This window comes from Pseudomonas frederiksbergensis, assembly GCF_003732275.1.
Lineage (GTDB): Bacteria > Pseudomonadota > Gammaproteobacteria > Pseudomonadales > Pseudomonadaceae > Aquipseudomonas > Aquipseudomonas frederiksbergensis_H.
On record NZ_MOBM01000039.1, the window covers coordinates 143,781 to 156,204 of the forward strand.

Here is a 12,424-nt window from a genome sequence, read left to right on the forward strand (position 1 = left end):
GAGCCTACGAATATGTTGCGTATCCTGCTGATCAATGACACTGCGAAAAAAGTCGGGCGTCTGAAGGCGGCGCTGACCGAAGCCGGGTTCGAGGTCATCGACGAGTCCGGCCTGACCATTGACCTGCCCGCCCGCGTCGAAACGGTGCGTCCGGACGTGATCCTGATCGATACCGAGTCACCGAGCCGCGATGTGATGGAGCAAGTGGTGCTGGTGACCCGAGACCAACCACGGCCGATTGTGATGTTCACCGACGAGCACGACCCCGATGTGATGCGCCGCGCGATCAAGTCCGGCGTCAGTGCCTACATCGTCGAAGGCATTCACGCACAACGCTTGCAGCCGATTCTCGACGTGGCCATGGCGCGCTTTGAAAGCGACCAGGCCCTGCGCGCGCAACTGCACGCCCGCGACCAGCAACTGGCCGAGCGCAAGCGCATCGAGCTGGCCAAGGGGCTGCTGATGAAGATGAAAGACTGCAACGAAGAAGAGGCCTACACCCTGATGCGCCGCCAGGCCATGAGCCGCCAGCAGAAGCTGATACAGGTGGCGGAGCAGATTATTGCCATGAGTGAGTTGTTGGGTTGATCCGATCATTGTGGCGAGGGGGCTTGCCCCCGTTGGGCAGCGAAGCGGCCCCTTAAATTCCGTCATGCAGACCTCGCACAAAGGTCTTGCGACGGCTTCGCCGCCGAACGGGGGCAAGCCCCCTCGCCACAAAAGCAGATTGTTGGCACAAATCTCGCTTAGTAAATCCCTGCAAGGTAACCAACGGCGGTTGCCCCACCTACGACAAAGACGTCGCTTACCTCATTCGCCCCCTTGGCGGATCGGGTAGCGGCGTTTTTCCGTTTTGGCCCCAGAGACCGGGGCTGGTGGTGCGGCCGTTGCGGCGCCCCACCTGCAAGCTCATGACTCCTTCTTGATACGCCTGACAGCTGAGGTGCGCGATGAATTCAAGCTTCTGGAAATCCGGCCATACCCCGACACTGTTCGCAGCCTTCCTCTATTTCGATCTGAGCTTCATGGTCTGGTACCTGCTCGGCCCTCTGGCGGTGCAGATCGCCGCTGATCTGCACCTGACCACCCAACAGCGCGGGCTGGTGGTGGCCACGCCGATTCTGGCCGGGGCTGTATTACGCTTTGCGATGGGCCTGCTGGCTGATCGCCTGTCGCCAAAAACCGCCGGGATAATCGGCCAGGTGATCGTCATCTGCGCCCTGTTCGTCGCCTGGAAAGTCGGTATTCACAGTTACGAGCAAGCGCTGTTGCTGGGCCTGTTCCTCGGCATGGCCGGTGCGTCCTTCGCCGTCGCCCTGCCGTTGGCCTCGCAATGGTATCCGCCCCAGCACCAAGGCAAAGCCATGGGCATCGCCGGTGCCGGTAACTCGGGCACCGTCCTCGCTGCCTTGATCGCCCCGGTACTGGCCGCCGCGTTTGGCTGGAGCAACGTGTTCGGCTTCGCCCTGATCCCGCTGATCCTGACCCTGATCGTCTTCGCCTGGCTGGCCAAAAATGCACCCGAGCGCCCAAAAGCCAAGTCCGTGTCTGACTATTTCAAGGCCCTGGGTGATCGCGACAGCTGGTGGTTCATGTTTTTCTACAGCGTGACCTTCGGTGGCTTCATCGGTCTGGCCAGCGCCCTGCCCGGCTACTTCAACGACCAATACGGCCTGAGCCCGGTGACCGCCGGCTACTACACTGCTGCTTGTGTGTTCGGTGGCAGCCTGATGCGTCCGTTGGGCGGCGCGCTGGCGGATCGCTTCGGCGGGATTCGCACCCTGCTGGCGATGTACACCGTGGCGGCGATCTGTATTGCAACGGTGGGTTTCAATCTGCCGAGTTCCTACGCCGCGTTGGCGCTTTTCGTCTGCACCATGCTCGGTTTGGGTGCAGGCAACGGTGCGGTATTCCAGTTGGTCCCGCAGCGTTTTCGTCGGGAGATCGGTGTGATGACCGGGTTGATCGGCATGGCCGGCGGCATCGGTGGCTTCGCACTGGCAGCCGGCATGGGCGCGATCAAGCAAAGCACTGGCAGCTATCAACTGGCCTTGTGGTTGTTCGCCAGCCTCGGTGTACTTGCCTGGTTCGGCCTGCACGGTGTGAAACGTCGCTGGAGAACCACTTGGGGTTCGGCAGCCGTCACCGCAGCACGGGTGTGAGGACTGAATGAGCCTGCAACTGAGCTTCGCCGAACACAGCGCCATCGGCCCCCGCGAGGAGAACCAGGACGCTCTGCGCCTGGTCACTCCGGCCCCGGCGCTGGCGGCGAGCAAGGGTTACCTGTTCGCCATCGCCGACGGCGTCAGCCAATGCGCCGATGGCGGTCTTGCGGCCCGTTCGACCTTGCAGGCCTTGGCGCTGGACTACTACGCCACCCCGGAAACCTGGGGCGTCGCCCAGGCATTGGATCGTTTGCTGCTGGCGCAAAATCGTTGGTTGCAGGCTAACGGTGGCGGGCAACCGCTGCTGACCACCGTCAGTGCCTTGGTGATGCGCGGCAGGCGTTTCACCCTGGCGCATGTCGGTGATTGTCGGGTTTACCGCTGGCACGCCGACACGCTGCAACGGGTGAGTGAGGATCACGTCTGGGACCAGCCGGGCATGCAGCATGTGCTCAAGCGGGCCCTTGGGCTGGATCAACACCTGGTGCTGGACTTTCTCGATGGCGAACTGCGCTTGAACGAGAGTTTCGTCTTGCTCAGCGACGGCATTTGGGCCGTGCTGGGCGACACGGCCATTGCAGCGATTCTGCGCGATCAACCTGACCTGAGCAGTGCCGCGCAGACCCTGGTCAGCGCTGCGCACCTGGCCGGCAGTCAGGACAATGCCAGTGCCCTGCTGGTGCGGGTCGATGCCCTCGGTGAAACCAGCATTGGCGATGCACTGATTCATCTGCAGCAATGGCCACTCCCGCCTGCGCTGAAGCCGGGCCAGGCCTTCGAAGGCTGGCAGGTCGAAGGGATCCTCGGCCAGAGCCAGCAATCACTGCTCTATCGGGTGCGCGACGCACAACAACAGCCCTGGCTGCTGAAAACCTTGCCCAGTGCGCTCCGTGATGATCATCGGGCCGGGCAGGCGTTGTTGTCGGAGGAATGGTTTCTCAAGCGTGTGGCCGGGCGGCATTTTCCTGAAGTACATGCCGCCAGTCAGCGTCAGCATTTGTACTACGTGATGCGTGAATATTCCGGGTCTACCCTGGCTGAGCTGCATGAGCGTGTCGCAACACTGCCACTGGCTCAATGGCTGGACCTGGCCGAACGCCTGCTGCGGGCCGTCGGCATACTGCATCGACGGCAAATTCTGCATCGCGATATCAAACCGGAGAACCTGTTGCTGGGCGACGACGGTGAGTTGCGCCTGCTGGATTTCGGCCTCGCCTACTGCCCCGGGCTGTCCGAAGATCAAGCTTGCGCCCTGCCCGGAACGCCCAGCTATATCGCGCCGGAAGCCTTTCGAGGTGACCCTCCTACACCACAACAGGATTTGTATGCAGTCGGCGTGACCTTGTATTACCTACTGACCGGGCATTATCCCTACGGCGAAATCGAAGCGTTCCAGCGCCCTCGGTTTGGTGTGCCTGTCAGCGCCAGTCGCTACCGGCCCGACCTGCCGGAATGGATCGCGCAAAGCCTGGAGCGCGCGGTGGCGGTGGCTCCGGATCAGCGTTTTGAAACGGCGGAAGAATGGTTGTTGCTGCTGGAACAGGGAGAACGACGCAGTTTGAGCGTGCGCCCCAGACCGTTGCTGGAGCGCGAACCGCTGAAGGTCTGGCGGACGTTGGCGCTGGTGTCGTTGCTGGTGAATCTGGTGCTGCTGTTTTTGCTGTTACATGGTTGATACCGCGTAGCGCCCATCGCGAGCAGGCTCGCTCCCACAGGGGATTTCCGGCGTTCACATAATTAATGTGGGAGCGAGCCTGCTCGCGATGACGGACGCATAGTCACTCCAAGTCCATCGGCAACCCGCTCCATTACTGGGCAACATGCTTCGATTCGGTGCAAAAACCGCCATAACGATCTGTACAAACCGCCTTCAACACAACAAATCCGGCCCACTTAACAACTTGGCACAACCACTGCATTACCTTTCCCAACATACATAAAGCCCAACCTTCAACGTAGAAGGCTGCGCTGCCCGAGAGAACGGGACAAGGACAAAGGCGTCCTCGCTAGTTAACTAGCGGGACGCCTTTTTTTGTTTGCGCAAAATTTTGTCGAGCAAGGCCTGAATGCCCTGATGAGGCAGGCCCGAGCTCCCCGGAGAACCTGATGAAAAAACTAAAACTAGTGATGATCGGCAACGGCATGGCCGGGGTACGTACCCTGGAAGAACTGCTCAAGCTGAGTAATGAGCTGTACGACATCACGGTCTTCGGCGCCGAACCCCATACCAACTACAACCGCATCCTGCTGTCGCCTGTACTGGCCGGCGAACAGACGTTCGAAGAGATCGTGCTCAACGATCTGGACTGGTACCTGGAAAACAACATCAAGCTGCTGCTCAACCGCAAAGTGGTGGAGATCGACCGGGTCAAACGCCGGGTCATCGCCGAGGACGGTACCGAGGCCGAATACGACCGTCTGCTGATTGCCACCGGTTCGACCCCGTTCATCCTGCCAATCCCCGGCAACACCTTGCAGGGCGTGATCGGCTACCGCGACATTGCCGACACCCAAGCGATGATCGACACCGCCAAGACCCACAAGCACGCCGTGGTCATCGGCGGCGGCCTGCTGGGTCTTGAAGCCGCCAACGGCTTGATGCTGCGCGGCATGCACGTCACCGTCGTGCACATCGGCGAATGGCTGCTGGAACGGCAACTGGACAAAACCAGTGGCCAACTCCTGCAAACCGCCCTGGAAGCCCGTGGCCTGCATTTTCGCCTGTGCGAACAAACCCAAGCCCTGCACGACGCCGGCAATGGCCGGGTCGGCTCGGTGCAGTTCAAGAACGGCGACATCATCCCCGCCGATCTGGTGGTGATGGCCGCCGGTATTCGCCCCAATACCGAACTCGCGGAAAAATCCGGCATCCCGTGCAACCGCGGGATTCTGGTCAACGACACGATGCAAACCTACGACCCTCGGGTCTATGCCATCGGCGAATGCGCCAGCCATCGTGGCATCGCCTACGGTCTGGTCGCGCCGCTGTTCGAACAGGCCAAGGTATGCGCCAACCACCTTGCTCAACTGGGTTTCGCCACCTACAAGGGTTCGGTGACTTCGACCAAATTGAAAGTCACTGGCATCGACCTGTTTTCTGCTGGCGACTTCATGGGTGGCGAAGGCACTGAGACCATCACCCTCTCCGACCCGATCGGCGGGGTCTACAAAAAACTGGTGATCAAGGATGACGTGTTGGTCGGCGCCTGTCTGTACGGCGATACGGCAGATGGCGGTTGGTATTTCCGGCAGATCCGTGAGAACCATGGCATCGGCGAGATCCGCGATCACTTGATGTTCGGTGAAAATGCTTTAGGCGATGTAGGACACCAGGGCCAGGACAAAGCCATGAGCATGGCCGACACCGCCGAAGTCTGCGGCTGCAATGGCGTGTGCAAAGGCACCATCGTCAAGGCCATTCAGGAACACGGTCTGTTCAGCGTCGACGACGTGAAGAAACACACCAAGGCCGCCAGTTCCTGCGGTTCCTGCGCCGGCCTCGTCGAGCAGATCCTGATCAATACCGTGGGCGGTGCGGCGGACGTCAAACCGAAAAGCGAAAAAGCCATCTGCGGTTGCAGTGACCTCAACCACGGGCAAATCCGCCAAGCCATCCGCGACCAGCACCTGCTGACCATCGCCGGCACCATGAGCTACCTGAACTGGCGCACCCCGAATGGTTGCGCCACGTGCCGTCCGGCCCTCAACTACTACCTGATTTCCACCTGGCCAGGCGAAGCCAAGGACGATCCACAATCGCGCCTGATCAACGAACGCGCCCACGCCAACATTCAGAAAGACGGCACTTACTCTGTAGTCCCGCGGATGTGGGGCGGTGTGACCAATCCTTCAGAGCTGCGGCGCATTGCCGACGTGGCCGACAAGTACAACGTGCCAATGGTCAAGGTCACCGGGGGCCAGCGCATCGACTTGCTGGGGATCAAAAAGCAGGACCTGCCTGGCGTCTGGAAAGACCTGGACATGCCGTCCGGCCACGCCTACGGCAAATCCATCCGCACCGTAAAAACCTGTGTCGGCAGCGAGTTCTGCCGCTTCGGCACCCAGAATTCCACGCAACTGGGCATCGAGCTTGAGCACGACCTGTTCAACATGTGGTCGCCGCACAAAGTGAAACTGGCCGTCTCCGGTTGCCCACGCAACTGCTCGGAAGCGGGGATCAAGGACGTCGGAATTATCGGCGTGGACTCCGGCTGGGAGATGTACATCGGTGGCAATGGCGGGATCAAAACCGAAGTCGCGGAGTTCTTCGTCAAACTGAAAACCGCCGAAGAGGTGCGCGAATACAACTGCGCCTTTCTGCAGCTGTATCGCGAAGAAGCCTTCTACCTAGAGCGCACCGTGCACTACCTGCAACGGGTCGGCATGGAGCACATCAAGAAAGCCGTGCTGGAAGACCCGGAGCGGCGCAAGGCATTGAATGATCGCCTGCAATTTTCCCTGTCGTTCGAGCAGGACCCCTGGAAGGAACGCCTCGAACAGCCGCTGCTGAAAAAAGAATTCGAGGTCATTCCCGTGAAGAACCTGGAGGTGTCGGTATGAACTGGCTGGATATCTGCGCACTGGAAGAGATCAACACCCTTGGCTCGCGGATCATCGCCGGCCCGAAAGGCGACATCGCGATTTTTCGTACGAGCGACGATGAGGTTTTCGCCCTCGACGACCGCTGCCCGCACAAGGGCGGGCCGCTGTCCCAGGGTTTGATCTACGGCAAACGAGTGGCCTGCCCGCTGCACAACTGGCAGATCGACCTGGAAACTGGCGAGGCCCAGGCCCCGGATATCGGCTGCGCCCATCATCATTCGGCACGGGTCGAGAACGGCCGCGTGCTGCTGGCTCTACGGGAAGCAAGCTGATGGACAAGCACATCACCGCCTCGACCTGCTGCTACTGCGGGGTCGGCTGCGGCGTGCTGATCGAACACGACGGCGAGCGCATCCTCGGCGTCAGCGGCGATCCGGCGCACCCGGCCAACTTCGGTAAATTGTGCAGTAAAGGTTCGACCCTGCACCTGACCGGCGACTTGACGGCACGGGCGTTGTACCCGGAATTGCGCCTGGGCAAAGGCCTGGCCCGCAGCCGCACCGACTGGGACACGGCTCTCGATCACGCCGCCAGCGTCTTTGCCGAAACCATCGCCGAGCACGGCCCGGACAGCGTTGCGTTCTATATCTCCGGGCAGTTGCTGACCGAGGATTATTACGCCTTCAACAAACTGGCGCGGGCGCTGGTGGGCACCAACAACATCGACAGTAATTCACGGCTATGCATGTCTTCGGCGGTGGTCGGCTACAAGCGCAGCCTCGGCGCCGATGCTCCGCCCTGCAGCTATGAAGACCTGGAATTGAGCGACTGCGTGATGATCGTCGGCAGTAACATGGCCTACGCCCACCCGGTACTGTTTCGTCGTCTGGAAGAAGCCAAATCCCGTCGGCCGCAGATGAAAGTCATCGTCATCGACCCACGGCGCACCGACACCTGCGATTTGGCCGACATGCATTTGGCGATTCTCCCCGGCACCGACGTCGCCTTGTTTCACGGGATTTTGCATCTGTTGCTGTGGGAAGACTGGGTCGACCGCGATTTCATCAAGGCCCATACCGAAGGCTTGGCCGAGCTGAAAAACCTGGTGCGTGATTACACCCCGACAATGGTTTCGCAACTCTGCGGCATCAGCGTCGAGCAACTGCATCAATGCGCGGAATGGGTCGGCACTTCGCCGAGTTTTCTGTCGCTGTGGTGCATGGGTCTGAATCAGTCCACCGCCGGCAGCGCGAAAAACAGCGCGTTGATCAACCTGCACCTGGCCACCGGACAAATCGGCCGGCCCGGTGCAGGACCTTTCTCGCTGACTGGTCAGCCGAATGCTATGGGCGGCCGGGAAACCGGCAGTTTGTCGAACCTGCTGCCAGGCCATCGCGAAGCAGCCAATGCCGAACACCGCGCGCAAGTGGCCGACTACTGGGGCGTTGATCAACTGCCCGAGAACACCGGGCTGACGGCCATCGAACTGTTCGAGCAGATGCGCAGCGGCAAGATCAAAGCCCTGTGGATCGCCTGCACCAACCCTGCACAATCGCTGCCTGATCAGACCGCTGTACGCGCGGCACTGCAGGCGTGCCCGTTCGTGGTGTTGCAGGAAGCCTTTCGCACCACCGAAACCGCCGCGTTCGCCGACCTGCTGCTGCCCGCCGCCAGTTGGGGCGAAAAGGACGGCACGGTCACCAACTCCGAACGGCGCATTTCCCACGTCCGTCAGGCCATCGGCGCACCCGGTGAAGCACGGCCCGACTGGGCGATCACCGTGGATTTCGCACAGCGCCTGGAAAAACATCTGCGCCCTGGAGCAACCAGCCTATTTGCCTTTGAAACTCCGGCACAGGTCTTCGACGAATACAAACACCTGACTCGCGGTCGCGACCTCGACCTGTCCGGAATCAGCCATGAATTGATCGACCAGCTCGGTCCGCAGCAATGGCCTTTCCCCGCTGGTGCCCGCGAAGGCACGGCGCGACTGTATCTCGACGGAGTTTTCCCTACTGCCAGCGGGCATGCACAGTTCGTCACCGACCCGTATCGCGCCGCCAAGGAACAACGCGATGCGCGCTTCCCGCTAACCCTGATTACCGGCCGCCTGCGCGATCAATGGCACGGCATGAGCCGCACCGGCACCGCCGCGCAGCTATTCGGCCATGTCAGCGAAGCCGTGTTGAGCCTGCACCCGGATGAACTGCGTCGGCATCGCTTGCAACCGGGCGATCTGATCAATCTGAAAAGTCGCCGGGGCTCGGTGATCGTGCCGGTCAGCAGCGATAACAGCGTACGTCCGGGCCAGGCGTTTCTGCCGATGCACTGGGGCGACCGCTTTCTCAAGGGCGGCGTGAATACCCTCACCCTTCCCGCCTTCGACCCATTGTCGAAACAACCGGAACTCAAACACAGCGGTGTGCGACTCGAGCCTGTGCAATTGCCTTGGCAGCTTTTCGCCCTGATAGAGGGCGATGTTCAGCAGCACTTGGAGACGCTACGGCCGCTCTGCGAGGCGTTTTCCTACGCAAGCCTCAGTCTTACGGGCCGTGAGCGCCCTGCACTGCTGATACGTGCCGCCAGCGCCACCGCGCCAGAACCACAGCTGTTGCGTGATATCGATCAATGTCTGGGCCTCAACGACGGCCCGGTATTGGCCTACGACGATCCTCGGCGCTCGATCGGCAAGCGGGTACGGATCGAAAACGGTCGGATCACCGCGATTCGCCTGGCCGGTGAAACCCTCGCCCAGCACTGGCTGCAAAGCCTGTGGCTCGAAGGCCGCGCCGATGAACAGCTGCGCCGTTGGCTGCTGGCGCCCTTGAGTGCGCCACCGGGCAGCGCTGGCAGTCCGGCATCAGGCACCAAAACCCTGTGCAACTGCATGAACGTCAGCCAGAACGCGGTCTGTGCCGGTATCAGCCGTGGTCTGGATTTGCAGGGTTTGAAACAAGAATTGGGTTGTGGCACGCAATGCGGCTCCTGCGTCCCGGAAATCAAGCGTTTGCTGGCCGCCACTGCGCAGCCGGTCGCCGTCATCTCGTGAGGAAAACACTATGAGCGCAAAAGTCTGGCTGGTGGGTGCGGGTCCTGGCGACCCCGAATTGCTGACCCTCAAGGCGGTTCGAGCGTTGCGCGAAGCGGACGTGGTGCTGATCGACGATCTGGTCAATGACGCGGTGCTGGAGCATTGCCCGAACGCGCGAATTATTCCTGTGGGCAAGCGCGGTGGTTGTCGCTCCACGCCTCAAGCCTTCATTCATCGCCTGATGTTGCGTTATACCCGTCACGGCAAATGCGTGGTGCGGCTCAAGGGCGGTGATCCGTGCATCTTCGGACGCGGCGGTGAAGAAGCGCAGTGGCTGCGTGAGCGTGGCGTCGAGGTTGAGCTGGTCAATGGCATCACCGCGGGTCTTGCCGGCGCGACCCAATGCGATATTCCGCTGACGCTGAGGGGCGTCGCGCGTGGCGTGACACTGGTCACGGCGCACACTCAGGATGACAGCAGCCTGAACTGGCAAGCCCTGGCTCAAGGAGGCACCACACTGGTGATCTACATGGGCGTGGCGAAGCTCAGTGAAATTCGCGAGCAACTGCTGGCCGGCGGAATGGCAGCCGATACACCCGTGGCGATGATCGAAAATGCTTCCCTGCCGCACCAACGGGAATGTCGGAGCGACTTGGCAGCCATGGAAGAAGATGCCTGCGACTTCCAGCTCAAAAGCCCGGCGATTCTGGTGATCGGTGCTGTAGCGGCCTGTGATGAGATCAAAAGATCGCAGCCTGCGGCAGCTCCTGCGTTGGTTCGGCGTTCATTCCTGTAGGAGCTGCCGAAGGCTGCGATCCTTTCGGAACAGCGCCAAACCCTCGCTGAAACCCAAATCGCAGACAAAGAAAAGCCCGGCCTGAGCCGGGCTTTTCAGAGCTGCAAGCTAATTACTTACCTTGAGCTTCAACCTGCGCTTCTACGCGACGGTTTACAGCGCGACCAGCTTCAGTTTTGTTGTCAGCAACTGGGCGGGATTCGCCGTAGCCAACAGACTGAACGCGGGACGATTCAACACCGTACTGGTTGGTCAGAACTTGCTTAACGGCGTTTGCACGACGCTCGGACAGTTTCTGGTTGTAAGCGTCAGGACCGACGGAGTCAGTGTGACCTTCAACAGTAGTAGTGGTGGATGGGTACTGCTTCATGAAGTCAGCCAGGTTTTTGATGTCGCCGTAGCTGTTAGGCTTGACTACCGACTTGTCGAAGTCGAATTTCACGTCCAGCTCAACACGAACAACTTCAGCAACTGCTGGGCAGCCATCAGCGTCAACAGTTACGTTGGCGGCGGTGTCCGGGCACTTGTCAACGTTGTCGCAAACGCCATCGTTGTCGCTGTCGGAGCAGACTTCAGCTGGTGCTGGAACTGGAGCAGCAGCAGGCTTGGAGCCGCCACCGAAGTTCACACCGATACCAACGCTAGGAGCCCACTCGGTGTCGCCCTGGTCGATGTTGTACTGAGCTTCAACGCCGGCACGGGCGTAGAAGTTCTCGGTGAAGTACAGCTTGGCACCGCCGCCAACGTTGGCGAAGGTGGAGCGGTTACGGCCGTTCGAACCGTTCTGGTCGATGCTCTGGTCGGAGAAACCGGCCGAGACGTACGGACGCAGCATGTCGCCTGGGTTGTTGAAGTGGTACAGAGCGTCCAGAGCAGTGTTGGCGCCCTTCACGTTCTTGCCATCATCGGCACGTACGTTGTGCACTTCGTCGTAAGCCAGACGCAGTTCAACGTCGTCGGTCAGGAAGTAACCAACGGAACCGCCGAACAGGTTGCCGTTGTTCTTGAAGTTACGAGCGCTGTCGAATTGTTCTTTCTTAGCGAAGCCTTCGATTTCAACTGCGCCTTGGCCTTGTGCCAGAGCGCCGAACGAAGTGGCGGCAATAAGAGAACCAATGGCCAAGCCCAAGGTGTTTTTCAGTTTCATCCGTTAAATCCCCATCTGGTGATTGTGAAGCAGTCCCGCAAACCGGGGGACAACTCGGCGGCAAGTCTATCAGAACTTGCCTACACGTAAGAGATATTTGCGCCGAACTAAGTTTCAGCAATGCCTGCAAATTTCTCACGCAATTTGTCTAGAGCGCGTTTGTAACGCATTTTTGTCGCACTCAAACCCATGTGCATTATGTCTGCGATCTCCTGAAACTCCAGCTCTGCGACAAATCGTAGCACCAGAATTTCCCGGTCGATCGGGTTCACATACACCAGCCAGCGATCAAGTCCACCCTTCTCCTCGGGTTTCGGCGTCTTTTCTTCAGACGCTTCCTCGAGGGGGTCCAGACTCAAAGCGTCCATCAAGCGACGCTTTCGCCGTTCTTTCCGATACTGCGTGATGCACTCGTTGTACGTGATGCTATACAGCCACGTCTTGAACTTCGATTTGCCCTCGAAGTTCTTCAGCCCGTACAGCACCTTCAACATCACTTCCTGACAGACATCATCTGCGTCACGATCGTTCCCGAGATACCGTGCACAAACGTTAAATAATGTTCGCTGGTAACGCCGCATCAGTTCTTCATAAGCGCGCGTTACGTGAAACAGCTCGGTATGCGAGCGCGCGACCAACTCCTCATCAGAGAGCTCGCGGGGGTCGTAGCGCGTGGAGAGCGATTGAGCTTTATTCAAAACAAGTCTGGCCGACAGTCAGGTCAATGTCCGCCGCAGCCCTTC

9 protein-coding genes are annotated in these 12,424 nt (G+C 60.0%); 7 read left to right on the forward strand and 2 right to left on the reverse strand.

Features of this window, described 5'->3' with window-relative positions; genetic code table 11:
• Positions 1-12 precede the first annotated feature (12 nt).
• From BK662_RS26585 to cobA, 7 genes are all read left to right on the forward strand, one after another.
• The gene (locus BK662_RS26585; protein ID WP_008006986.1) at positions 13-588 is read left to right on the forward strand and encodes an ANTAR domain-containing response regulator; all 576 of its coding nucleotides are present in this window, start codon (positions 13-15) and stop codon (positions 586-588) included.
• Between the two features lie 362 nt (positions 589-950).
• The gene (locus tag BK662_RS26590; RefSeq protein ID WP_008006983.1) at positions 951-2,162 is read left to right on the forward strand and encodes a nitrate/nitrite transporter; all 1,212 of its coding nucleotides are present in this window, start codon (positions 951-953) and stop codon (positions 2,160-2,162) included.
• Positions 2,163-2,169: 7 nt separating this feature from the next.
• On the forward strand, positions 2,170-3,840 hold the full coding sequence (locus BK662_RS26595) for a bifunctional protein-serine/threonine kinase/phosphatase (protein ID WP_123360042.1): 1,671 nt from the start codon (positions 2,170-2,172) through the stop codon (positions 3,838-3,840).
• A gap of 431 nt (positions 3,841-4,271) precedes the next feature.
• On the forward strand, positions 4,272-6,725 hold the full coding sequence (nirB, locus tag BK662_RS26600; protein WP_123360043.1) for a nitrite reductase large subunit NirB: 2,454 nt from the start codon (positions 4,272-4,274) through the stop codon (positions 6,723-6,725).
• Positions 6,722-7,039, forward strand: coding sequence for a nitrite reductase small subunit NirD (nirD, locus tag BK662_RS26605; RefSeq protein ID WP_007902067.1), 318 nt, complete (start codon positions 6,722-6,724; stop codon positions 7,037-7,039). Before nirB ends, nirD begins: the two co-directional genes overlap by 4 nt.
• On the forward strand, positions 7,039-9,756 hold the full coding sequence (locus BK662_RS26610; RefSeq protein ID WP_123360044.1) for a nitrate reductase: 2,718 nt from the start codon (positions 7,039-7,041) through the stop codon (positions 9,754-9,756). The genes nirD and BK662_RS26610 overlap by 1 nt, the downstream gene beginning before the upstream one ends.
• Before the next feature lie 10 nt (positions 9,757-9,766).
• Positions 9,767-10,534, forward strand: a complete 768-nt coding sequence (gene cobA, locus BK662_RS26615; RefSeq protein WP_123360045.1) for a uroporphyrinogen-III C-methyltransferase — start codon at positions 9,767-9,769, stop codon at positions 10,532-10,534.
• Positions 10,535-10,646: 112 nt separating this feature from the next.
• On the opposite strand, the gene BK662_RS26620 is transcribed toward cobA, so the two are convergent.
• Entirely contained in the window at positions 10,647-11,681 is a 1,035-nt protein-coding gene (locus tag BK662_RS26620; RefSeq protein ID WP_123360046.1) for an OmpA family protein, read from the reverse strand.
• A gap of 107 nt (positions 11,682-11,788) precedes the next feature.
• On the reverse strand, positions 11,789-12,379 hold the full coding sequence (gene sigX, locus BK662_RS26625) for an RNA polymerase sigma factor SigX (RefSeq protein ID WP_032834987.1): 591 nt from the start codon (positions 12,377-12,379) through the stop codon (positions 11,789-11,791).
• Between the last annotated feature and the right edge of the window lie 45 nt (positions 12,380-12,424).

Bases quoted from the DNA above. Each gene is read 5' to 3' on its own strand.
- BK662_RS26585 (WP_008006986.1), top strand. From the start codon at position 13: ATGTTGCGTATCCTGCTGATCAATGACACTGCGAAAAAAGTCGGGCGT.
- BK662_RS26590 (WP_008006983.1), top strand. From the start codon at position 951: ATGAATTCAAGCTTCTGGAAATCCGGCCATACCCCGACACTGTTCGCA.
- BK662_RS26595 (WP_123360042.1), top strand. From the start codon at position 2,170: ATGAGCCTGCAACTGAGCTTCGCCGAACACAGCGCCATCGGCCCCCGC.
- nirB (WP_123360043.1), top strand. From the start codon at position 4,272: ATGAAAAAACTAAAACTAGTGATGATCGGCAACGGCATGGCCGGGGTA.
- nirD (WP_007902067.1), top strand. From the start codon at position 6,722: ATGAACTGGCTGGATATCTGCGCACTGGAAGAGATCAACACCCTTGGC.
- BK662_RS26610 (WP_123360044.1), top strand. From the start codon at position 7,039: ATGGACAAGCACATCACCGCCTCGACCTGCTGCTACTGCGGGGTCGGC.
- cobA (WP_123360045.1), top strand. From the start codon at position 9,767: ATGAGCGCAAAAGTCTGGCTGGTGGGTGCGGGTCCTGGCGACCCCGAA.
- BK662_RS26620 (WP_123360046.1), bottom strand. From the start codon at position 11,681: ATGAAACTGAAAAACACCTTGGGCTTGGCCATTGGTTCTCTTATTGCC.